This is a genomic window from Flavobacterium flabelliforme, from assembly GCF_017948675.1.
GTDB classification, from domain to species: domain Bacteria; phylum Bacteroidota; class Bacteroidia; order Flavobacteriales; family Flavobacteriaceae; genus Flavobacterium; species Flavobacterium pygoscelis.
This window is the reverse complement of the sequence record NZ_JAGFBU010000004.1, coordinates 29,365-52,754: the sequence shown is the minus strand read 5'-3', so window position 1 is coordinate 52,754 and position 23,390 is coordinate 29,365. Positions and strand designations below refer to the sequence as shown.

The 23,390-nt window shown below is 32.3% G+C and carries 18 protein-coding genes; 14 read left to right on the top strand and 4 right to left on the bottom strand.

The genetic code is table 11. The annotated features are described in order from the left end of the window. Window positions 1-125: 125 nt before the first annotated feature. From J3S90_RS10820 to J3S90_RS10775, 10 genes are all read left to right on the top strand, one after another. Window positions 126-1,649, top strand: coding sequence for a S10 family peptidase (locus J3S90_RS10820; RefSeq protein ID WP_210646219.1), 1,524 nt, complete (start codon window positions 126-128; stop codon window positions 1,647-1,649). A 21-nt stretch (window positions 1,650-1,670) separates the two neighbouring features. Continuing rightward, window positions 1,671-3,068 carry an alpha/beta hydrolase family protein gene (locus tag J3S90_RS10815; RefSeq protein ID WP_210646218.1) on the top strand — a complete coding sequence of 466 codons (1,398 nt, stop codon included), beginning with the start codon at window positions 1,671-1,673 and terminating at the stop codon, window positions 3,066-3,068. A 263-nt stretch (window positions 3,069-3,331) separates the two neighbouring features. Continuing rightward, window positions 3,332-4,048 carry an AAA family ATPase gene (locus J3S90_RS10810; protein WP_210646217.1) on the top strand — a complete coding sequence of 239 codons (717 nt, stop codon included), beginning with the start codon at window positions 3,332-3,334 and terminating at the stop codon, window positions 4,046-4,048. Between the two features lie 16 nt (window positions 4,049-4,064). Then, the gene (locus J3S90_RS10805) at window positions 4,065-4,604 is read left to right on the top strand and encodes a dienelactone hydrolase family protein (protein WP_210646216.1); all 540 of its coding nucleotides are present in this window, start codon (window positions 4,065-4,067) and stop codon (window positions 4,602-4,604) included. A gap of 264 nt (window positions 4,605-4,868) precedes the next feature. Then, window positions 4,869-5,261 (top strand): hypothetical protein, encoded by a 393-nt coding sequence (locus J3S90_RS10800; RefSeq protein ID WP_188050312.1) that lies wholly within the window; start codon window positions 4,869-4,871, stop codon window positions 5,259-5,261. Between the two features lie 35 nt (window positions 5,262-5,296). Further along, window positions 5,297-6,328 (top strand): TQO small subunit DoxD, encoded by a 1,032-nt coding sequence (locus tag J3S90_RS10795; protein WP_210646215.1) that lies wholly within the window; start codon window positions 5,297-5,299, stop codon window positions 6,326-6,328. 344 nt (window positions 6,329-6,672) lie between these two features. Then, window positions 6,673-7,755, top strand: a complete 1,083-nt coding sequence (gene gcvT, locus J3S90_RS10790) for a glycine cleavage system aminomethyltransferase GcvT (RefSeq protein WP_188050310.1) — start codon at window positions 6,673-6,675, stop codon at window positions 7,753-7,755. 143 nt (window positions 7,756-7,898) lie between these two features. After that, a complete protein-coding gene (locus J3S90_RS10785) occupies window positions 7,899-9,944 on the top strand; it encodes a S41 family peptidase (protein ID WP_210646214.1) in 2,046 nt (681 codons plus the stop codon). Between the two features lie 111 nt (window positions 9,945-10,055). Then, window positions 10,056-10,769, top strand: coding sequence for a YebC/PmpR family DNA-binding transcriptional regulator (locus J3S90_RS10780; RefSeq protein ID WP_188050308.1), 714 nt, complete (start codon window positions 10,056-10,058; stop codon window positions 10,767-10,769). A gap of 401 nt (window positions 10,770-11,170) precedes the next feature. Further along, the gene (locus J3S90_RS10775) at window positions 11,171-13,243 is read left to right on the top strand and encodes a hypothetical protein (protein WP_210646213.1); all 2,073 of its coding nucleotides are present in this window, start codon (window positions 11,171-11,173) and stop codon (window positions 13,241-13,243) included. A gap of 152 nt (window positions 13,244-13,395) precedes the next feature. On the opposite strand, the gene J3S90_RS10770 is transcribed toward J3S90_RS10775, so the two are convergent. Next, window positions 13,396-14,436: a PLP-dependent cysteine synthase family protein gene (locus tag J3S90_RS10770; protein WP_210646212.1), complete on the bottom strand. Its 1,041-nt coding sequence runs from the start codon at window positions 14,434-14,436 to the stop codon at window positions 13,396-13,398. 70 nt (window positions 14,437-14,506) lie between these two features. After that, window positions 14,507-16,642 (bottom strand): S9 family peptidase, encoded by a 2,136-nt coding sequence (locus J3S90_RS10765; RefSeq protein ID WP_210646211.1) that lies wholly within the window; start codon window positions 16,640-16,642, stop codon window positions 14,507-14,509. 68 nt (window positions 16,643-16,710) lie between these two features. Between J3S90_RS10765 and J3S90_RS10760 the strand changes: the two genes are divergently transcribed. Continuing rightward, on the top strand, window positions 16,711-17,031 hold the full coding sequence (locus J3S90_RS10760; protein WP_210646210.1) for a YbaB/EbfC family nucleoid-associated protein: 321 nt from the start codon (window positions 16,711-16,713) through the stop codon (window positions 17,029-17,031). Window positions 17,032-17,089: 58 nt separating this feature from the next. Here J3S90_RS10760 and J3S90_RS10755 read toward each other — a convergent pair whose 3' ends face one another. Further along, the gene (locus J3S90_RS10755) at window positions 17,090-18,109 is read right to left on the bottom strand and encodes a threonine aldolase family protein (RefSeq protein ID WP_210646209.1); all 1,020 of its coding nucleotides are present in this window, start codon (window positions 18,107-18,109) and stop codon (window positions 17,090-17,092) included. Between the two features lie 89 nt (window positions 18,110-18,198). Here J3S90_RS10755 and prfB point away from each other — a divergent pair. Continuing rightward, window positions 18,199-19,300, top strand: a protein-coding gene (gene prfB, locus J3S90_RS10750) for a peptide chain release factor 2 (RefSeq protein WP_210646208.1) whose coding sequence is annotated in 2 segments (ribosomal slippage) — window positions 18,199-18,261 and window positions 18,263-19,300 — 1,101 coding nt in all. Because the reading frame shifts where the segments join, the coding sequence is not laid out codon by codon here. Between the two features lie 197 nt (window positions 19,301-19,497). On the opposite strand, the gene J3S90_RS10745 is transcribed toward prfB, so the two are convergent. Further along, window positions 19,498-20,409: a phospholipase A gene (locus J3S90_RS10745; protein ID WP_210646207.1), complete on the bottom strand. Its 912-nt coding sequence runs from the start codon at window positions 20,407-20,409 to the stop codon at window positions 19,498-19,500. Window positions 20,410-20,591: 182 nt separating this feature from the next. Between J3S90_RS10745 and lpxD the strand changes: the two genes are divergently transcribed. Both lpxD and J3S90_RS10735 read left to right on the top strand, forming a co-directional pair. Continuing rightward, window positions 20,592-21,593: a UDP-3-O-(3-hydroxymyristoyl)glucosamine N-acyltransferase gene (lpxD, locus tag J3S90_RS10740; RefSeq protein ID WP_188050300.1), complete on the top strand. Its 1,002-nt coding sequence runs from the start codon at window positions 20,592-20,594 to the stop codon at window positions 21,591-21,593. Between the two features lie 160 nt (window positions 21,594-21,753). Continuing rightward, window positions 21,754-23,382, top strand: coding sequence for an acyl-CoA carboxylase subunit beta (locus tag J3S90_RS10735; RefSeq protein WP_188050299.1), 1,629 nt, complete (start codon window positions 21,754-21,756; stop codon window positions 23,380-23,382). The last annotated feature ends 8 nt before the right edge of the window (window positions 23,383-23,390 follow it).

The window sequence follows — 23,390 nt, the reverse complement described above, 5'->3', positions numbered from 1 at the left end:
ATAATAGAAAGCGTGAATTTCAATTATTGAATCAAATTGATTTCTATACTTTTTGTTATTCTTTCAAAAAACAATACTTTAGTATCCACATAATTACTAGCCAACCAATCTATACCCATCTATTTATGAAAAAATTATTATTTGTAGTTCTTCTGTCAGGATTTATAAATTACGCTAATGCACAAGAAACAAAGGAGAAAAAAGAAGTGAGCAAAGACACTGATTTTGCTTCAAACCTTGTATTTAATCCGGATCAAAGTGTAATCACAGAGCACAATACAACAATTAAAGGGCAAAAAATTAGCTATAAAGCAACCACGGGAACCATGCCGGTTTGGGATGAAGAGGGTAAAGCAATTGCAGGATTATTTTATACTTATTATGAGCGTTCTAATATTAAAGATCGTGCTTCGAGACCATTGGTAATTTCTTTTAATGGCGGACCAGGTTCAGCTTCGGTATGGATGCAAATTGCCTACACAGGGCCTAGTCTAATTAATATTGATGATGAAGGATATCCGTTGCAACCTTATGGAATCAAAGAAAACCCTTATTCTATATTAGATGTAGCTGATATTGTTTTTGTAAATCCAGTAAATACTGCTTACTCACGAACAACGAGTAAAGATATTCCGAAAGCAAAATTTTTTGGTACCAATGCAGATATAAAATATTTAGCCGATTGGATTAGCGGATTTGTCACTCGCACAAATCGTTGGGCTTCACCAAAATATTTAATTGGCGAAAGTTACGGAACTACTCGTGTCTCTGGGCTTGCACTAGAATTACAAAACAGCGAATGGATGTATCTTAATGGCGTAATTCTAGTTTCGCCTACAGATTTGGGAATTACTCGTGGTGCTGCAACAGAAGCGGCACTTAAACTACCTTATTTTGCTGCAACAGCTTGGTTTCATAATAAACTTAGTAGTGACTTACAAAGTAAAGATTTAACGGCTATGCTTCCGGAGGTTGAAGACTTTACGATGAATGAACTGTTGCCTGCTTTAAGTAAAGGAAGTTCGCTAGAGGAACAAAAAAGAAAAGAAATAGCCACTAAAATGGCGCGCTATTCTGGAATTTCAGATAAAGTAATCCTACAAAACAACCTAGACGTTCCTTTAAATTATTTCTGGAAGGAATTATTGCGAGATGAAGGTTTCACCGTAGGAAGACTTGATTCTCGTTACAAAGGGATTGATAAAAAAGATGCAGGAAATGGTCCAGATTTTAATGCGGAACTTACTTCTTGGTTGCATTCTTTCACTCCTGCGATAAATATGTATCTTAGAAATAATTTAAATTATAAAACAGATTTTAAATACAATATGTTCGGACCGGTTCACCCTTGGGATCGATCGAACGATGCAACAGGTGAAAATTTACGCCAAGCGATGGCTCAAAATCCTTATTTAAACGTGATGGTACAATCGGGCTATTATGATGGAGCTTGCGATTATTTTAATGCTAAATACAATATGTGGCAAATGGATCCGAGCGGAAAACTAAAAGATAGAATGAGTTGGAAAGGTTATAGAAGCGGACACATGATGTATTTGAGAAAAAATGATTTAGAAACAGCGAATGAAGATATTAGAGCATTCATAAACAAGTCATTACCTAAAGAAGGACAAGCCGCTAAATATTAAAAGTTTTTATAAAAAAATAAGATGAGAACACTTTCAATAGTATTATTTATATTTTTCGTTTCAATAGCGATGTCTGCACAAGACATTACCGGACAATGGAACGGTGTTTTAAAAGTTCAAGGAATGCAATTGCGTGTTGTATTTAATGTAACAAAATCAGGAGCTTTTTACACCTCTACGATGGATAGCCCAGATCAAGGAGCTGCTGGCATTCCCGTTACCCAAACTACCTTTGTAAACTCGACCATTAAATTTGAAGTTACCAATGCACGAATTCAATACAATGGAGCCTTAAAAAACGATGAAATTGTTGGAACTTTTAAACAAGGTGGTCAAGAATTCCCAATGAATCTCTCCAGAAAAACGATAGAAAAAGAGGTCATAAAAAGACCTCAAGAACCTACAAAACCCTATTCTTATTATTCAGAAGACGTCACTTTTCCAAATGCAAAAGCGAATATCAGTTTAGCAGGAACATTAACGCTCCCTAAAAAAGAGGGTAATTATCCAGTTGTAATTTTAATATCAGGAAGTGGAGCCCAAAATAGAGACAGTGAATTGTTAGGGCATAAACCATTTCTAGTAATCTCTGATTATTTAACAAAAAATGGAATTGCAGTTTTACGATACGATGACAGAGGTTTTGGGCAATCTACAGGTGATTTTAAAACAGCTACTTCTGCAGATTTTGCAACCGATGTCGAAAGTGCTGTTACCTATTTAAAAACTAGGAAAGAAATTAATCTAAAAAAAATTGGATTAATGGGTCATAGCGAAGGTGGTATAATTGCTCCAATGGTATCGGCAAAATCTAAAGATATTAGCTTTATTGTATTATTAGCAGGGACAGGAATTCAAGGTGATAAACTATTGTTATTGCAACAAGAACTAATTGCTAGAGCCAATGGAGCGTCAGAAGCGGAAATAAAAACTACCTTTCAAAACAATTCAAAACTTTTTGAAATGGTTGTAAAATCTACTGATTTACAAAAATTAAAAACAGAATTAACGACTAAAATTAACGAACTAATCAAAAATGATAATTCTACTGAAATTCCAAATGGAATGACAAAGGAACAATATATTGCCTTGCAAGTCAATCAAATAACAAATCCTTGGATGCAATATTTTCTAAAATATAATCCACAACCAACATTAGAAAAAGTAAAATGCCCAGTCTTAGCCGTCAATGGAGAAAAAGATTTGCAAGTTCCGCCAAAACAAAACTTAACCGCAATCAAAAATGCACTGATCAAAGGTGGTAATAAAAATGTGACTACAATTGAATTTCCGAATTTAAACCATTTATTTCAAGAAAGTACGACAGGCTCACCTAGTGAATATGCTACTATTGAACAAACATTTTCGCCTGTTGCGTTAAACGAAATTACAAAGTGGATACAGAAACAAACCGAATAAATTAGCTGTTTTTTTAAAGAAACTATTGTAAGATTTTAAAAAAACCAAGAATATAAATTTCAATTATTTAAGCTAAATCCAAGAAGTAATAATACTTAATGGGTTTAGCTTTTTTTTTAAAATATCCTTAAAGTTTTGAAAAAAAATAATTACCAAAGACTAACTGGTTAATCTTGATAATAAATACAGCCCGCAAAACATAATTGTATAGTTCTACGGATTATTATTGCTTAAATTCGTAGCCAAAATACACAATTACACAAATGGAGCTACACAACCTACTGATCAATGACACCGAAATTGTTTCTTTGAATGATGTTTTTTTAAACCATTACAACCAAAAAAGCATTCAGCAACTGATTAAAGAACATAAATATGTAGATGAACTGACTAAGTTTGGCTTGCCTGTAAACAACAAAATACTGCTGCAAGGAAATTCAGGTTGCGGAAAAACAACGACCGCAAAAGCAATTGCTAATGCGATAGGAAAACCTATTTTGACATTGAATTTAAGTAATATTGTATGCTCTCGTATTGGCGAAACCTCACAAAATATCAAGCAAGTATTCGACAAAGCAGGAAGAGAAAAAGCAGTACTTTTTTTAGATGAATTTGACCAGATAGGTAAAGCTAGAGGAAATGACGATAAAGATGTGGGTGAAATGAGGCGTTTGGTGAATACTATCATTCAGTTAATTGATTATTTTCCAAAAAATGCTTTATTAATATGCGCTACTAATCATCCCGAAATCATTGATATTGCTTTGATGCGAAGATTCCAGTTGAGAATTAATTTTGAAATGCCATCTAAAGATATTTTAGATGATTATTACACCAAAATTCTTGCTTATTTCCCTGCTGAATTGCAAAATATAGAGCGTAAATATGAGATTTCATTTGCAGAGGCAAAAGATTATGCTTTTACAATCATTAAATCTGCATTAATAGAGAAATTAGAAAAGGCACAACCTTTAGATTAATTATCTTCTAAAGAATATGAATACAACTAAACAACGATTGCTACTACTTTCTGATTTGTGGGGCAAAGAAAAATCAGATTGGATTACTTATTATACTTCGATTTTAGAAAATCATTTTGAAATAGAATATTATGATAGTTGCGATTTAGGAACAATCGATAAAAGTGATTATTCAGAAGAAAACTTACATCATCAATTTGTTAATGGCGGAATTGACAGAGCAGTTTCTACTTTAATTCAAAAAGAGAAACAAAAAATCTCCGTTCTAGGGTTTAGTATTGGTGGCACTATTGCATGGAAAGCCGCATTATTAGGTTTAAAAATTGAAAACTTATTTGCAATTTCTTCTACAAGATTGCGTCATGAAACTGAAAAGCCATTGGGAAAAATTAAATTATTTTATGGTGAGAACGATACTTTTCGCCCAAATAATGATTGGGTCAATAAAATGAATCTCGAACAAAATCTGATTCCGAATCAAGACCATGAATGTTATACCAATGAAGAAATTGCGCAGAAAATTTGTAAAATAATTGTAGCAGAAATGACAAAGTAAATAAAACGATTGTTGTTTTATAAAATATATAAGACATTTAAGATTAGAGATTAAATTTATCATAACAACAGCATATAAATCTCTTTTGATAAAATACGACATTATTAGTAAAACCAATTTAAGAGTTTTTGAAAATAGGTTCACGTAAATTGGTAAGGAATTCTTAAAGTTTGAAAACTTATTTGTAAACCATAATCCTATTTAATACTTTTGAAAACTTGGGATTAGAAAAAAATCCAAAAATATTTTTTGAAAAAATTCATAATGAATAAAGCCGTAATTACTTCAACAAAATCATTTGTCATTCTTGTAATGGCATTTTTGTTGTTAGTTGCGCCTTGTTCTTTTAGGAATAACTTAGAATCTAGTTTAGAAATTAGCACAACCAAACCGCTAAATCCTGTTAAGAGCGCCAGTACGAATTCGAATTACTGCTCTGCTTTAGAAATCAACTCCGAAAAAAAGGAAACGAAGATATTCGCAAATAAGATCATTAAAAAAAGTACTTTCTTAACTGCTGTCGCATTTACTAATCTTTACCGTTCTGAAAAAAAACAATACCTTTTAGCAAACACTGCTTCAAGCTGGATTCCTCCCTATTATATTTTATATAAAAGACTAAAAATATTTGATTTAAACGATCTGAATTTCGCTTAAACTCAAATTATCTTTTACTATAAAATACTTAAAAAATGCAAAATAAAGAATTATTGCAGTCGTATCATATGGCTGGACTTTTTACGTTGACCTTACGATTGGTTGTTGGATGGACTTACTTTTCAGCTTTCTGGCGTCGATTGATTTTAGAAAACAAATTAGATCCCGACACCGCAGGATATATTGGAGAAAAATTCAATCACTTTTTACCCAATGCTTTAGGAATTAAACCCATTATAGAATATTTAGTTACTACTCCTGATGCTTTGTGGTGGGCGATGGCGGTTTTTACGATTGTTGAAGCCATTGTAGGTTTGTTCATCATGCTTGGTTTATTTACCCGCCTAATGAGCATTGGCGTATTTAGTTTGGCAATGGGAATTTTATTAGGTTCGGGTTGGTTAGGTACCACTTGCCTAGACGAATGGCAAATTGGAGTTCTTGGTGTAGCTTCAGGATTTACGATCTTTCTGTCAGGAAGCGGCAAATATTCATTAGATTATTTCTTGCAAACTAAAAATTATAAAATTACAAAACATCCAATTTTTAGTTGGTTAGGATCGGGTGTTTTGCCTATTCGATTTACTATTTTGCCTAAAATTGTGTTTGGTGGTGCCCTCGCTATTTTAGCACTTACTTTATATACAAACCAATATTTTCACGGAGGTGTTTGGGGAACATTACACAATAAATCAGTTAAACCTAAAATTGAAATCACTAATTCTACTTTAAATCAAGACGTACTTTCGTTTCAAATCTTTAGAGTTGAAGGCGCTGATGTATATGGTTCGTTCCTAATTGGTATTAAAATTGTCGATGGTAATGAAAATACCATTTTAGAATTAGATCAAAAGGCGTTGGCTAATTTTCCAAAAGAGAACATTAAAAATCGATATGTTGCTCAAATAAAAAGCGGAAAACACAGCATGATTATTCCTTTGGGTGCCAAAGCAAATCTGGAGATCAGAGAGGAAAAACTGGCTCATTTATCTAATGGAAGTTACAAAGTGATTCTTACCGATATTAGTGGTGTAACTTGGACTGACACTTTCGAAATAAATAAATAAATAAATAAATAACACTTTATTATTTGGAATGGCTTCCTCACTCTTAAAACAAAAGTGGTGAAGCCATTTTTTTTATGAAATAGATAATTGATGTATTAAAGATAAAACGAGAATTAAAGACCAAAACCCTAGCCCAGATAGAAATGGAAAGCCCACAGCAGAGCGTTTTAGCGAGGCGAGGACTTGAAATGAATAGCTGGAAATAGCTCCAGAAAATAATTAGTGGAAACTGTGATTTCTAGATTAACGAAAACGATTGAATCTTTTAATTTTGCTTGCTGTCTTCTTTGCTACTCCATAAAAAAGCAATAAATTAGCGACTTCAAATTTTATACAACAACACAATGAAAAATACTGCGCTTACGCACATACACGAAAGTTTAGGAGCTAAAATGCTTCCGTTTGCTGGATACAATATGCCAATTACTTATGAAGGAGTGAATGCTGAACATGAAACAGTGAGAAATGCTGTAGGTGTTTTTGACGTTTCGCACATGGGTGAATTTTTACTTTCTGGACCAAATGCTTTGGCTTTGATTCAAAAAGTTTGTTCGAATGATGCATCGACTTTAACAATTGGTAAAGCGCAATATTCTTGTTTGCCAAATGAGGACGGTGGAATTGTAGATGATTTGATTATCTATAAAATGAAAGAAGAAGAGTATTTATTAGTAGTAAATGCTTCGAATATAGATAAAGATTGGGAATGGATTTCAGCTCGTAATGATGTAGGAGCGGATATGAAAAACCTTTCGGATGAGTATTCGTTGTTTGCTATTCAAGGGCCAAAAGCAGTTGAAGCAATGCAACCTTTATCCTCATTAGATTTAGCTGCGATTCCTTATTACCATTTTGAAGTTGGTGATTTTGCTGGTTTTGATAACGTAATTATTTCAGCAACTGGATATACTGGTTCTGGAGGTTTTGAAATTTATTGTAAAAATGACCAAGCAGAAGCGATTTGGAATAAAGTTTTTGAAGCTGGAGCAGCTTTCGGAATCAAACCAATTGGTTTAGCAGCTCGTGATACTTTGCGTTTGGAAATGGGTTTTTGTTTGTACGGAAATGACATCAGCGATACTACTTCTCCTCTTGAAGCTGGATTAGGCTGGATTACAAAATTCAATAAAGAGTTTACCAACTCTGAGAACTTGAAAAAACAAAAAGAAGAAGGTGTTACTAGAAAAATTGTTGCTTTTGAAATGCAAGAGCGTGCTGTGCCAAGACACGATTACGAAATTGTAGACGCAAATGGAGCTGTAATTGGAATTGTAACTTCTGGAACAATGTCTCCTTCTATGAACAAAGGAATTGGATTGGGTTATGTAACGGTAGCAAACAGTGCTATTGACAGCGATATTTTTATTAGAATTCGTAAAAATGATGTTCCTGCAAAAGTGGTAAAATTACCTTTTTACAAGAAATAGAAATAACATTATAGTAGCGCTTTGTGCGTAAATAATAATAAAAACGAACCACAAATTTCACGAAATAAAACGTGTACATTTGTGGTTACTTTTTTATAAATAAAATTTTGAAGTACCAATAGAATCTATTCTTTTTGAAACAAATGAAAAAAACTTTACTCCTATTTTTATTGGCTCCATTTTCATTATTAGCGCAGCAAAATGAGAATACCTGTGAATTAGCTTTAAAAATAAATACATTGTTACAAGAAGAGCATTTTAAACCTAAAAAAGTAGACGACAGTTTATCTGTTTATGTTTTTGATACTTTTATGGACGCACTCGATTTTAATAGAAATATTTTTACCAAAAAAGAATATTTAAAATTACGCAGGCATAGACTTAAATTAGACGATTATATTTTAAAAAATAATTGCTCATTTATGAATGAGTTTGTTTCTGTTTACAAAAACGCTTTGATCAGGAAGAAAAAAGTGCTTCATAAAATACAAAATGATCCTTTTGACTACACAAGTAAAGATTCGATTCGGTTTTCTAAAAAAAACTTTCCATTTGATCTAGTCGCTAAAGACTTAGAACGCGTTTGGAAAAAGAGGCTTAGATACACTATTCTAGAAGATATTGCTAAACTGAGCGTTAACTTAGATTCATTAGCACAAAATTTTTCGACTCTAGAAAAAGTGAATAAAACAAAACTTTTTGATGCTACTATTTGTCAAGTAGATAATATTTTAGAGAATAAAAATCAAATCGAAGAAGATCTTAAAAATACTTTTTTGAATCTTTTTTGCACTTATTTTGATCCACATACTAATTATTTTTCTCTAGCTGCAAAATCAAGTTTTATGTCTGGCTTGTCTACCAGTACTCTTTCCTTGGGATTAAATTTTAGTTTAGGACAAAATGATGAAATTATCATTACAGAAATTGAACCTGGAGGACCAGCTGCAAAAACTAATAAATTAGAAAAAGAAGATTTAGTTTTAAAAGTTTCTAACAATAAGGGCGTTGCATATGCCGTTTCTTGCTCGTCTATTGAAAAAATTGGAGAAATGATTTCGTCAGATTTTAATACCGAAATAGAACTTACTATTCAGAAAAAAAATGGAACTATACAAAATGTTTTGCTTCAAAAACAAATCATGAAGGCGACAACAAATGCCGTTTATAGCTTCATTGCCGAAAAAGAAACAAAAGTAGGATACATTAATATTCCTAATTTTTATTCCAACTTTGATGGCACAATTGTACAAGGATGTGCTGATGATGTTGCCCTTGAGATTGCAAAACTTAAAAAAGACAATATAAAAGGACTCGTTATCGATCTTCAAGATAATGGTGGAGGATCAATAGAAGAAGCGGTGAAACTTGCTGAAATGTTTATTGAAAAAGGTCCGTTATCTATTTTAGTGAATAATAAAAACGAACAAATTATTTTAGAAGTTTGTAATGAAGACAATGTATATGATGGCCCAATTGTTTTATTAATAAATGGAAATTCGGCATCTGCTAGCGAACTCTTTGCGGCAGCAATTCAGGATTACAATAGAGGAATTGTAATAGGAAGCAAGTCATTAGGAAAAGCAACAATGCAATCTATTTTGCCATTAGACGAGCAAAGGCAACAAGATTTTGTAAAAGTTACAGTTGAAAAATTTTATAGAATTACTGGTGAAAGCAATCAGATAAAAGGAATTTTACCCGATGTAGTATTGCCGGTTTTATTTGAAAATGTTATTTCTAGCGAGGCCAATTATAAAACGGCTTTTAAAAATGAAGATATTATTCCGAAAGTAAAGTTTGTTCCTTTACCCAAAAATTATTTTGCACAGGTAATTGAAAGTAGTAATTTAAGAGTGACCAATAAACTCATATTTAATGAAATTAACTTGGCTAATGAACAAATCAATTTATTTTATAATACACCAAAAAAACCAACAAGATTAATCTTTAAAGATGTTTTTGAAGATGTACATCAAATAGATTCACTTTGGGATAAAGTAAAAAAAATTGTTGAAACTAAAAGTGATTTAGTCATTTCTAATAACACCACCGATTTAGAAAAACTAAAATCAGACACTTTGCAACAAGATATTAATACTTACAAAATAAAAAATATAAAAAACAGTCCCTATTTAGAAGAGGCAATAGCAATTTTAAACGATTACAATACTTTAATCAAAAAATAAAGAGTTAGATAAAATCAACTTTATTTTTAAATACAGTTTTAATTGAGTTCAAAAAATATTTGAATAAATAACTAATAACTGTATTTTTGCAGTACAAAATAATAAATAGCAATGGGAAGAGCATTTGAATTTAGAAAAGGTAGAAAAATGAAACGTTGGTCAGCAATGGCCAAAGCATTTACCAGAATTGGAAAAGATATTGTAATGGCTGTTAAGGAAGGCGGACCAAATCCCGAGGCGAATTCCAGATTAAGAGCTGTTATACAAAACTCAAAGGCTGCAAATATGCCTAAAGAAAACGTAGAACGCGCTATAAAAAAAGCAACCGATAAAGATACTGCCAATTATAAAGAAGTTTTATTTGAAGGATACGCACCCCACGGAATTGCACTTTTAGTAGAAACGGCGACTGATAATAATAATAGAACTGTGGCTAATGTAAGAAGCTATTTTAACAAATGTAACGGAACTATGGGAACTCAGGGTTCAGTAGAATTTATGTTTGACCATACGTGTAATTTTAGAATTCCAGCCAACGGAATGGATCCTGAGGAATTAGAGCTAGAATTAATTGACTTTGGTGCTGAAGAAGTTTTTGAAGATGAAGATGGAATATTAATTTATGCGCCTTTTAATAGTTTTGGAACTATACAAAAAGAATTAGAACATAGAGGGATTGAAATTCTTTCGTCAGGTTTTGAAAGAATCCCTCAAATTACCAAAAAACTAACAGAAGCGGAAGTAGCTGATGTTGAAAAATTAATAGAAAAGCTAGAGGAAGATGATGACGTTATGAACGTATATCACACCATGGAAGAGAACTAGTTTTTTTTAGTTAATCCTATTTCATACTCAACAAAAAAGTCCTTTTTGCTTCTGTAAAAAGGACTTTTCGATTCCTAATTTATGGTTGTTTTATTCCTTAATTACAATTATCAAATTAGTTGTAAGTCTTAATGAAATAAAAACAGACTTGTATTGCAAAAAAGAATAACTATTGTTGGTCATTGAACTTCAATTGATTTTTTTTGTTTTAAATTTGATCAATTCCTCAAAAAAAATACTACACTATAAATTTAAAGCTTTAAACCATTTGGGATTTTGTAGATTTAAATCATACAAATCTAAAATTTGAGCTTATCAAACAGGAACAATATTTAGTTGATCAAGTATTTATTCCTAATTAAAGAACTTCGTTCAGATGAACGTTTTAAAATATAACATCTATGACAAACAACATTCTAATTGAAAATCAATACAATAGAACTAGTTTATTCGAAAAGGAAAATGTAAACTACTTAGTTCGCGTTTTAAAAAGATTTAATACGGTACCCAAAATAAATAATATCAATATTATTACCTCTGCTACAGAGCCTACTGTTTTTAAAATTATCCCCAATAAATCGATTATAATTGGTGCTGACTTTTTAAATCAACCCGTTTTAGCTTTAGTTTATTTAAGATATGGTATCGAATGGCAACTGTGGTATAAGGCTTTAAACAATGAAAAAAAAGACATTGTATTGTGCGATATTGCGGCACTTGAAGTGACTCGAATATTTTATAAATTACTTCCTAAAGACGATAAAGAAAAACTAGAAAATCTTGATTATTTTTTAATTAATTTAATTAAAAATGAAACTGATTTTAGCACTGAATCTTCTTTGAATCATGAAGGACTTGATGTTTTTCATGGCTTGAAAACATCTGGAAAAGAATGTAAAGAATCTTGGAAGCCTATTATAGAAAATCTTGCAAAACCAACAGAATATTTATTAATGGCTGGAGGTGATCTTAGATTGAATATTGATGAAATTGAATTATTAAATAAATACGGTTGCCGACCTTTTCCTAGACCAGATGCTTTTACTTTTGCTTCGTCAACAGCTACAAGTGTTTCTAATTTTGCTTTTGACAAAACCGATAAAGTCAGAAGCATTTTAATTAATAATAGCCTAAAAAACGGATTCAAAAAAACAACAATAGAGTTTACTGAGTTATTGAAAAATAATCTTAGAAAAACATTCAAGTTAAATGAAGAATGTGAAATCATTTTTTCACCCTCAGGTACCGATTCTTCTCTTCAAATTGCAGCGATAACTCAAATTATCTCCGAAAAAAACATTACGCATATTTTAGTTGCTTCTGACGAAACTGGCAGCGGTGTGGCTTCTGCATTAAAAGGGAATCATTTTGAAAATACGACAGCTTTAAATTATCCGGTTAAAAAAGGAGATCGAATTGAAGGTTTTAGAGATGTCGATTTGATTGAAATTCCTTTTAGAGATGAAAATGGAGTATTAAAATCATCTGATCAATTAGACGAAGAAGTGCTGAATGCCATTACTAGAACTAATGAGCTAGGGAGACATGTGGTATTGCATACCATGGATCAATCAAAATTAGGATATCAATCTCCTAGTGATGGATTTATTCAAAAACTAAATTCACTTAAAAAGTTATCCATTCAGATAATTGTAGATGGTTCACAACTGCGATTAGATCCAAAAGACATTCAAAATTATCTTAGTAAAGGATATATTGTTACTATTACGGGAAGTAAATACTTCACTGGTCCACCCTATTGCGGAGCATTAATTTTACCTAAAAATGTAAATAAATTAATTCGTTCTGTAAAAACTTCGTTACCTAAAGGATTAACCCAGTATTATAATCATTCCGACTGGCCCACTTCATGGTTTTGTTCAAATGAATTATCAGAAGGATATAACTATGGCTCTTATATGCGCTGGAATGCTGCCATAGTAGAAATGGATCGATACTATAAAACACCTGTTCTATATCGAAATATGGGAATTGAGATGTTTTGTAATTTTGTGGATGACTCTATAAAAGATGCCTCTTTTTTAGAGCCTATTTATGGTGATGAAACCAAATCTAAAACTTACTATAGTAAAGAATTTGGAATTAGAAATATACGAACCATTTTCCCATTCTTCATTCTTAAAGACAATGAACCTTTATCTGTTGATAAAGTTAAAAAGCTATATACTTTATTAAATTCTGATTTATCAGATCAGTTTGAAGGTTCTTCGATAGAAATCATTCGACTTGCTGCACAAAAATGTCACATAGGTCAAGCCGTAAATGTAAAATATAGTACTGGTTTTGAAAGTGCTGTTTTAAGAATGAGTTTGGGTGCAAGGGTTATTTCTGAAAGTTGGGTCAATAGAGACATTAGTCTCTTTTTTAGAAACATAGAATTACAAATGAATCAAATTACCATCATTATAAAAAAGATAGAATTATTACTTAGTAATCCTGAGTTATTAGATTAAATAAAAAGGAATACGCTAGTTTAAACTTAAATAAGCTTTGGTAACATTTTTTAATAAGCTAAGAATTATAAACTATTAAAAAATCAGTCTTTTTACTTCAAAAAAAAGTCCCATTTGCATTTGCAAATGGGACTTTTTTTTATGAATATATGTTATTTTATAAATTCTATTTTTTGAGCTTCTTCTTGATTAATACTGTCAAAAAAACCTTGTTCGTTCATCCAATCATCACTAAACACTTTGCTCATATAACGAGAACCATGATCCGGAAAAATAGCAATAACATTACTGTTTTCATCAAACTCTCCTTGTTCTGCGTATTGTTTAATAGCTTGCATTACAGCTCCAGAAGTGTAACCCACAAATAAGCCTTCTTTTTTGGTGATTTCTCTCGCTGCATGTGCACTTTCCTCATCTGTTACCTTTATGAATTTATCAATAACATCAAAATCTGTAGCTGATGGAATTAAGTTTTTCCCTAGACCTTCAATTCTGTATGGATAAATTTCGTCGTTGTCAAACTCTTTTGTTTCATGGTATTTTTTTAAAACCGAACCAAAAGCATCAACTCCTAGAATTTTAATATTTGGATTTTGCTCTTTTAAATATTTAGCCGTTCCAGAAATAGTTCCTCCCGTTCCGCTACAAGCTACAAGATGTGTGATTTTACCGTTTGTTTGTTTCCATATTTCTGGTCCCGTAGATTTGTAATGCGCATCAATATTCAATTGATTGAAATACTGATTGATGTATACCGAACCTTTAGTTTCTTCATGCAAACGTTTTGCCACATTGTAATAAGAACGTTCATCATCTGCGGCAACGTGTGCTGGACACACATATACTTTTGCACCCAAACTACGAAGCATATCTATTTTATCTTTTGAAGATTTTGAACTAACAGCTAGAATACAATTATATCCTTTTATGATACTTACCATCGCTAAACTAAAACCAGTATTACCTGATGTAGTTTCGATTATTGTATCACCTGGAGTTAATATTCCTTTTTTTTCAGCTTCTTCAATTATGTATAATGCTATTCTGTCTTTAGAGGAATGTCCTGGATTAAAGGCTTCTACTTTAGCATAGAAATTACCTTTTAAATCTTCAGTAACTTTATTTAGTTTAATAAGTGGAGTATCTCCTATTAATTCTAAAACATTATTGTAAGCATTTATTTCATTTTTCATAAAAAAATAGTTAGTCGAGAACAATTTATAAATTATTCACGAACGATACAAATTTAACAAAAAAAAGTAATTACTTTTTAATTTGTTCTAAATCTAATAAAAAAGTATATTCTTTTGCTAATTCTTTTAATGCTTCAAATCGTCCAGAAGCGCCACCATGACCCGCATCCATATTCGTATTTAAATATAGAACTGTATCATTTGTTTTTTGAGTCCTTAACTTAGCAACCCATTTCGCAGGTTCCCAATATTGTACTTGAGAGTCATGAAGTCCTGTAGAAACATACATATTAGGATAATTTTGTGCTTTTACATTATCGTATGGTGAATAAGACAACATATAATCATAATATTTTTTTACGTTCGGATTTCCCCATTCGTCATATTCACCTGTAGTAAGCGGAATTGTATCGTCTAACATGGTAGTTATTACATCAACAAAAGGAACTTGTGCAATGACTCCATTATACAATTCTGGAGCCATATTTACCACTGCACCCATCAATAAACCTCCTGCAGAACCACCTTCAGCATACAAATGTTTTGGTGAAGTATATTTTTCACTGATCAAGAATTTAGAACAATCAATAAAATCAGTAAAGGTGTTTTTCTTTTTTAGTAATTTCCCATCTTCATACCATTGTCTTCCTAAATCTTCACCACCGCGTATGTGTGCTATTGCAAAAACAAAACCTCTATCAAGTATTGATAATCGAGTTGAAGAAAAATACGTATCCATAGTAACTCCATAAGAACCGTAAGCATAAAGTAAAAGAGGATTGTTACCGTCTTTTTTTAATCCCTTTCTATAAATCATAGAGATTGGTACTTTAGTTCCATCAGTAGCTGTAGCCCATACACGTTCTTCGATATAATTATTTTTATCAAATTGACCACCAAGAACTTGTTGTTCTTTTTTGACTTCTTTCTCTTTGGTTTTCATGTTAAAATCGATAACAGAAGACGGAGTAGCCAATGACTGATAACTATAACGCAAAATATCAGTATCAAAATCTACGTTTGTAGTAGTATAAGCACTATATGTTTCGCTACCAAAAGGCAAATAATATTCTCCTTGCCCGCTCCAAGGCATTATTCTTATGTGATTTAAGCCATTAGATCGCTCTTCGACTACCAGATAATTGCTAAAAATTTCAATATCTTCTAATAAAACATCCTTTCTATGGGCAATAACATCTTTCCAATTCTCTTTTTTAGTTGCGTTTTCAGGAGTTTTCATCAACTTAAAATTAGTTGCTTTGTCCTTATTAGTCATAATATAGAAAGAATCTCCAAAATGAGAAATACTATATTCTAGACCACGAACCCTTGGCTGAAAAACTACAAATTCTCCGTCAGGAGTATCTGCGTTTAAAATTCTATATTCAGTAGTCAAAGTGCTTCCTGATCCAATTACAATATATTTTTTTGATTTTTCTTTACCAACAGAGACATTAAAAGTATCATCTTTTTCATTAAAAACTAATATATCATCAACTGCACTTGTTCCTAATTTATGTTTAAAAACCTTATCTGAACGGAGTGTAACTTCATCTTGTTTAGTATAAAAGATAGTTTTATTATCATTGGCCCAAACAGAACTTCCTGTAGCGTTTTCAATCTTATCGGAGAGTATTTCGCCTGTTTCTAAATTCTTTATCTGGATAGTATAAATACGTCTTCCTACAGTATCCATACCAAAACTAACATATTTATTATCAAGACTTACACTTAAACCTCCCAACTGAAAGTAGGAATGCCCAACAGCCATTTCATTGCAATTAAATAATATTTCTTCTGCAGCGTCAAGAGTTCCTTTTTTTCTAGAATAAATAGGATAATCTTTTCCAGTTTCAAAACGTGTTATATAGTAATACCCGTTGTACAAGTACGGTACAGATTGGTCGTCCTCCTTAATACGTGATTTCATTTCCTCGTACAATTCTTTTTGAAAACCTTTCGTATCGGCAGTCATGGCATCATAATAAGTGTTTTCCTGATTTAAATAATCAATAACTTCAGGATTTTCTCTGTCGTTCAACCAGAAGTAATTATCTACTCTTTTTGCAGCATGCTTTTCTAAGGTTTTGGGAATTATTTTAGCGATTGGAGTCGGAATATTTTTTGACATTTTTTGTGCTTTAATTTTAGTGTATGAACTTGCAAAAATAACACAAAGACAACTTAAGACGATCTTATTTTTCATGAATTTTTATTGATTATCAGTATGCAATATACTAATTTTGCTTTTCAGTTTAATTTAAATATTTAAATATGGATTTAATGGGAATGATGGGTAAACTTAAAGAAACCCAACAAAAAATAGAAGACACAAAAAAACGTTTGGATACGGTTTTGATAAACGAACAAAGTAATGATGCTTTATTAAAAGTTACCTTAACTGCCAATACGGCTATAAAATCTATTGCAATCGATGATAGTTTGCTTCAAGATAAAGAGCAATTAGAAGACTATTTAATTTTAGTTTTAAATAAAGCCATTGAAAAAGCAACTAAATTAAACCAATCAGAATTAGATGCTGTTACTAAAATGGATATGCCAATGATTCCAGGAATGGAAGATTTATTTAAATAATTTTAAATGATGAATTATGAGTTTTCAATTATAAAACTCATAATTCATCATCTTTTATTTACAGTTTTGATAGAGTTTCTAAAACGTAAGTATGCATTACCTCTCTGTAATCTAGGTGCGTTACAATTCTTAGTTTTCCTTGCCCCATTGAACTAATAGAAATATTTTTCTGTTTCAGCAATTCAATTAAGTTTTTTTCGATGCAGTTAGGAACTAATTTAAAAATCAAAATATTAGTTTCAACCGGTTCTACTGATTCTACCCAAGAAACATTTTTTAATACTTCAGCAATTTCCTTCGCTCTCCTATGATCTTCAGAAAGACGCTCAATATTATTATCTAAAGCATAAATTCCTGCGGCAGCTAAATAACCGACTTGACGCATTCCGCCTCCAAGTATTTTACGAATACGTAGTGCTCTATGTATTGTTTCCTTATCACCTAGTAAAACAGAACCTATCGGTGCGCCTAAACCTTTGGACAAACAAACCGAAATGGTATCAAAAAGTTGTCCGAATGCTTTTGGATCTTGCTTTTTGGCAATTAAAGCATTCCAAATACGGGCACCATCCATGTGAAATTTTAAATTGTTAGCCTCACAAACTTGCTTAATTTTATATAATTCTTCTAATTCATAACAAGCACCGCCCCCTTTATTAGTCGTATTTTCTACACATACTAAACTGGTCATCGGACTGTGATAAAACTCAGGATCATTGATTGCACTAGCTACTTGTTCCGCAGTAATCATTCCGCGAACTCCATCTAATAAACAACAAGAAACACCACTGTTAAAAGATACTCCACCTCCTTCATAGTGGTAAACATGAGCATATTTATCAGCGATTAGTTGTTCTCCTGGTTGGGTATGTAACTTTATAGCCGTTTGATTGGCCATCGTTCCTGACGGAAAAAAAAGCCCCGCTTCCATTCCGAACATTTCAGCCACCTTGGCCTCCAACTCAATAACGGTTGGATCTTGCTTGTAAACATCATCACCAACTACTGCATTTAACATGTGCACTAACATTTCGCGTGATGGTTTTGTAATGGTATCGCTAACTAAATTTATTTCCATATAGTGTTTATTATTTATATTGTGTCGAAGTATCAACTTGCTCCTCCATTAAAAATTATCTATTTTTGCAACACAAAATTACATAATTTATGACAACTACCGAACAAATAAAAGGTATTGTAGAGCGCCTTGGTGCGTTGAGGAGGTATCTTTGACGTTGATGCCAAATTAATTGAGATTTCTAACGAAGAAGAAAAAACTTTTGCTCCAGACTTTTGGAATAACGCGAAAGAAGCCGAAATAATTGTAAAGAACCTCAGAAATAAAAAAAAATGGATCGAAGATTACAATAAAGCCGTTGAAATGACGGATGAATTGCAACTCGCCTATGATTTTTATAGAGAAGGGGAACTTGCTGTAGAAGAGCTTGACGAACAGTATAATTTGACCCAAAGTCACATTGAAGCGATAGAGTTTAAAAACATGCTCTCAGACGAAGGCGATACCTTGAGCGCTGTTATACAAATTACTGCAGGTGCAGGAGGAACAGAAAGTTGCGATTGGGCAGAAATGCTTATGCGTATGTACATGATGTGGGGCGAAAAGTATGGTTATAAAATCAAAGAACTTAACTTTCAAAAAGGAGAAGCTGCGGGAATCAAAACCGTTACTCTTGAATTTGAAGGCGATTATTCATTTGGATATTTAAAAGGAGAAAATGGCGTTCATCGATTGGTTCGTATTTCGCCTTTTGATAGTAATGCTAAACGACACACGTCTTTTGTATCTGTTTATGTGTACCCCCTTGTAGATGATAGTATCGAAATTGATATAAATCCTGCTGATATAGAAATTACAACGTCTAGATCAAGTGGTGCAGGAGGACAAAATGTAAATAAAGTAGAAACTAAAGTGCAATTATTTCACAAACCTACTGGAATTCAAATACAATGTTCAGAAACACGATCACAACAAGACAACAGACAACGTGCCATGCAAATGCTACGTTCCCAATTGTATGAAATAGAGCTAAAAAAGAAGCAAGCCCAACGCGCAGATATTGAAGCTGGAAAAATGAAAATAGAATGGGGTTCTCAAATTAGAAATTACGTTATGCAACCTTATAAATTAGTCAAAGATGTTCGTACAGGTTATGAAACCAGCAACGTAGATGGCGTAATGAATGGGGAAATTGATGAATTCCTGAAAGCCTATTTGATGATGATGGGACAAAAGGAAGAAGAAGAATAGAACTCTTGTTAAAACCAGATTTTGTACTAAATTCGATTTTTAGGGTATCTACCTGAATCCATTTATTTAAAAAAAATCCTAATACAATAAAAGGATAAATAAAAAGCCTCTCCACTTTCTGATACAGAAATTGTGGTGAGGCTTTTATATTTTTAGGAAGTTTTTTTTGAGAAAAACTATGATCTGTACTCCCAAATTTAAAACCATTCAATTAAAGAAACCCCTACACCTACACTAGTTTGCAGATGATTGTAATCGATCATAGACTCTCCGTATCCATGAGCAACTTGCAAGAATCCTTTTAAATTATTTTTAATTGGATAAGACCAAGAGAAAGAAGCGCCACCGTTTGCTTTCGAATTAAAATTAAAATTATAACTACCCGTTAATGACAGTATATTTCCATTTTTAGTATAAATAACGTTCATATCACCTCGTCCTATATAAGAGGAAATATCCGGATTGTCATCTTTTTTTGCTCGTAAAACAAACCAAGGTCTAACATAAACACTCCAATTATTGCGTTCAAAACCAGCATGAAAAATTATTCTGTTCCAACTTCTCGAGTAGGGATTACTTTTGCCATTTGATTCATGATTAAAAGCCACACCAACCATTCGGGTTTTAAAACCTAAAATATTAAGTTTTACAGGAACATTCAAAATCACTTCAGGCTCATAATTAATTTCTCTAAAAGGACGTGACAAAGCAGCATTATAAATTTGCCAATGCGAAACTTGAGTATATCCAACCCACAAATCACCATGTCCCCAAAAGATACTTTGTAAAATCTTAGTTTTAAAACTCAATTGAAATTTAGCTTCAATATTATTATAGTTCACTCCGTCTGGAGCTACATAATCTGGACCTTCATTCACAGAAATAGGTTGTTCATTAGGAGAACTAGACCATCTAAGCGGGATAACATATATGGGTTTATACGGTGTAATTAAGAATGTCCCTCTTACTGAAGTGGTATCCAACTCCCATCGTTCGGTCATATTTCTAAGCTGTGTTTTATTATTAAACAAAGCTTGAATCTGCGCATTTACAGAAAAAATAGAGAATAAAAAAACAACTATTGCTAACTTTATTGAAGTCAAATTCATAATTAAAAATATTAATATCGCCGGCAAAAATAAACTTTTACAGTACCAAATTGTTCTATAATTTCATTTAATCCTTACATAAATACCATTTTTATTCTTGTTAAAGAATCTGGAAATATTAGGAAATTTAAAGCCAATTTGTTTTATTTGATGAGTAATTAACCAAATCCAAACTACAAATAATGAAATCTTATTCTGTTCAAGAAATAAATGAAATATTAAAAGGAGTTATCGTCGGAAATACGTCTCATAACATTACAGCTCCAGAACAACTAGAAGTAGCTAATGAAACTGAAATTTCTTTTATTGGAAACAAAAAATATGAGAAATTATGGCAATCTTCTAAAGCTTGTGTTGCCGTTGTAAATGAAGATATTTCTATTGAACCTGGAGAAAATAAGGCTTTTATAAAGGTTAAAAATGCTGATTTAGCAATGTCTCAAGTTTTAGAACTTTTTGCTCCACCTACTCCAATTTTTCATACTGATATTCATCCAACTGCAATTGTAGACACCACAGCAACTATTTGTAATGGAGTTCGAATTGGTGCAGGTTGTTATATAGGACCAAAAGTGATCATTGGAGACAACAGCACTATTTATCCTAACGTAACGATACTTGATGAGTCTACAATAGGTAAAAATACTGTAATTTGGTCTGGAACAGTTATCAGAGAACGTTGTATTATTGGTAACGATTGTATTATACACCCTAATGCTACTATTGGTGCAGACGGATTTGGATTTCGTCCTGATCCACAAAGAGGTCTTGTAAAAATACCTCAAATAGGTAACGTAATAATAGGTAATAATGTAGAAATAGGAGCTAATTCTTGTATTGATAGAGGTAAATTTAGTTCTACTGTTTTAGGCGATGGTTGCAAAATTGATAATTTAGTGCAAATTGGACACAATAGTAAACTGGGTAAATTTTGTATCATGGCAGGTAACAGCGGATTAGCAGGCTCTGTAACATTAGGAAATGGAGTGATTATAGGAGGAAGCGCTTCTATAAAAGACCATACTACTATAGGAGATGGTGCAATCGTAGGTGCTGGTTCAGGTGTAACTGGTGATATTCCAGCAGGAAAAACCATGTTAGGATATCCCGCAGTAGAAGCTAGAGATGCTCTAAAACAATGGGCTATTCTAAAAAGATTAGTAAACGAATCTAAAAATAAATAATACGTATTTTATTGAATTCATAAAAAACAGAACTAAAATTCTGTTTTTTTTGTATTAAAACGAAATATAAATTCTATTTTCTTTCTAATATGATAAAATATTAAAATTGATTCCATTTGATTTTGTATTTTAGCGCAAATTTTTTTAATATTATTTCATCATGGATTTAAACTTCAACAAAAACGAAGATCACAATAAACTTTTACTTTCCACATTACGCCAAAAATTAACGGTGGTTAAATTAGGGGGTGGCGAAAAACGCATTCAAAAATTACATGCTGAAGGTAAAATGACAGCAAGAGAACGCATCGATTATTTATTAGATCCAAAAGCAAAAAGCATTGAAATTGGCGCTTTTGTTGGCGAAGGAATGTACGCGGATCACGGCGGTTGTCCTTCTGGTGGCGTAGTGGTAAAAATGGGATACATTAGAGGCAAACAATGTATAGTAGTAGCCAATGATGCTACCGTAAAAGCGGGTGCATGGTTTCCTATAACGGCTAAGAAAAATTTACGCGCACAGGAAATTGCTATGGAAAATCGTCTTCCAATTATTTATTTGGTTGATAGTGCTGGAGTATATCTTCCGCTTCAAGACGAAATTTTTCCTGACAAAGAACACTTTGGAAGAATATTTAGAAATAATGCTCAAATGAGTAGTATGGGTATTACTCAAATTGCTGCTGTTATGGGAAGTTGTGTTGCTGGTGGTGCTTACTTACCAATTATGAGTGACGAAGCTATGATTGTTGACAAAACAGGAAGTATCTTTTTGGCTGGTAGCTACTTGGTTAAAGCTGCTATTGGAGAAAGTATTGATAATGAAACATTAGGTGGAGCAACCACACATTGTGAAATTTCTGGAGTCACAGATTACAAAGCGAAAGATGATAAAGACGCTTTAGACAGAATAAAAAATATTATAGACAAAATAGGTGACTTTGATAAAGCCGGTTTTAGCAGAATAAAAGCAGAAAAACCAGCACTAGATGAAAAAGAGATTTACGGAGTTTTACCTAAAGCACGTAATGAACAATATGATATGATGGAAATCATCAATCGTTTAGTTGATAATTCCGAGTTTGAAGCGTATAAAGACGGTTATGGACAAACCATTATTACGGGTTATGCGAGAATTGATGGTTGGGCAGTTGGAATTGTTGCTAACCAACGAAAAGTAGTCAAAACTAAGAACGGTGAAATGCAATTTGGAGGTGTAATTTATTCTGACAGTGCAGACAAAGCGACTCGTTTTATTGCCAATTGCAATCAAAAGAAAATTCCTTTAGTTTTCGTACAAGATGTTACGGGATTTATGGTTGGTTCTAAATCTGAGCACGGAGGAATCATAAAAGATGGAGCAAAAATGGTAAATGCTGTTTCTAATTCTGTGGTACCAAAATTCACAGTTATTGTTGGTAATTCATACGGTGCAGGAAATTATGCAATGTGTGGTAAAGCTTATGATCCTAGATTAATATTTGCTTGGCCAAGTGCAGAATTAGCGGTAATGGGTGGTACACAAGCAGCAAAAGTATTAGCGCAAATTGAAGCTTCTTCGCTTAAAGCGAAAGGTGAAATTGTAGATGAGGCAAAAGAGAAAGCATTATTTGATAAAATAAAAGCGAGATATGACGAACAAGTTTCTCCATATTATGCGGCTTCTAGATTATGGACAGATGCTATTATAGATCCTATTGATACTAGAACATGGATTTCTATGGGTATCGAAGCTGCTAATCATTCTCCTATTGAGAAAAAATTTAACTTAGGAGTAATTCAAGTTTAATTAAAATT

What these genes read in the sequence shown, in the direction of transcription:
- J3S90_RS10810 (WP_210646217.1), top strand. Translation starts at nt 3,332, where the DNA reads ATGGAGCTACACAACCTACTGATCAATGACACCGAAATTGTTTCTTTG.
- lpxD (WP_188050300.1), top strand. Translation starts at nt 20,592, where the DNA reads ATGAAATCTTATTCTGTTCAAGAAATAAATGAAATATTAAAAGGAGTT.
- gcvT (WP_188050310.1), top strand. Translation starts at nt 6,673, where the DNA reads ATGAAAAATACTGCGCTTACGCACATACACGAAAGTTTAGGAGCTAAA.
- J3S90_RS10820 (WP_210646219.1), top strand. Translation starts at nt 126, where the DNA reads ATGAAAAAATTATTATTTGTAGTTCTTCTGTCAGGATTTATAAATTAC.
- J3S90_RS10745 (WP_210646207.1), bottom strand. Translation starts at nt 20,409, where the DNA reads ATGAATTTGACTTCAATAAAGTTAGCAATAGTTGTTTTTTTATTCTCT.
- J3S90_RS10785 (WP_210646214.1), top strand. Translation starts at nt 7,899, where the DNA reads ATGAAAAAAACTTTACTCCTATTTTTATTGGCTCCATTTTCATTATTA.
- J3S90_RS10755 (WP_210646209.1), bottom strand. Translation starts at nt 18,109, where the DNA reads ATGGAAATAAATTTAGTTAGCGATACCATTACAAAACCATCACGCGAA.
- J3S90_RS10765 (WP_210646211.1), bottom strand. Translation starts at nt 16,642, where the DNA reads ATGAAAAATAAGATCGTCTTAAGTTGTCTTTGTGTTATTTTTGCAAGT.
- J3S90_RS10770 (WP_210646212.1), bottom strand. Translation starts at nt 14,436, where the DNA reads ATGAAAAATGAAATAAATGCTTACAATAATGTTTTAGAATTAATAGGA.
- J3S90_RS10760 (WP_210646210.1), top strand. Translation starts at nt 16,711, where the DNA reads ATGGATTTAATGGGAATGATGGGTAAACTTAAAGAAACCCAACAAAAA.
- J3S90_RS10795 (WP_210646215.1), top strand. Translation starts at nt 5,297, where the DNA reads ATGCAAAATAAAGAATTATTGCAGTCGTATCATATGGCTGGACTTTTT.
- J3S90_RS10780 (WP_188050308.1), top strand. Translation starts at nt 10,056, where the DNA reads ATGGGAAGAGCATTTGAATTTAGAAAAGGTAGAAAAATGAAACGTTGG.
- J3S90_RS10800 (WP_188050312.1), top strand. Translation starts at nt 4,869, where the DNA reads ATGAATAAAGCCGTAATTACTTCAACAAAATCATTTGTCATTCTTGTA.
- J3S90_RS10735 (WP_188050299.1), top strand. Translation starts at nt 21,754, where the DNA reads ATGGATTTAAACTTCAACAAAAACGAAGATCACAATAAACTTTTACTT.
- J3S90_RS10775 (WP_210646213.1), top strand. Translation starts at nt 11,171, where the DNA reads ATGACAAACAACATTCTAATTGAAAATCAATACAATAGAACTAGTTTA.
- J3S90_RS10805 (WP_210646216.1), top strand. Translation starts at nt 4,065, where the DNA reads ATGAATACAACTAAACAACGATTGCTACTACTTTCTGATTTGTGGGGC.
- J3S90_RS10815 (WP_210646218.1), top strand. Translation starts at nt 1,671, where the DNA reads ATGAGAACACTTTCAATAGTATTATTTATATTTTTCGTTTCAATAGCG.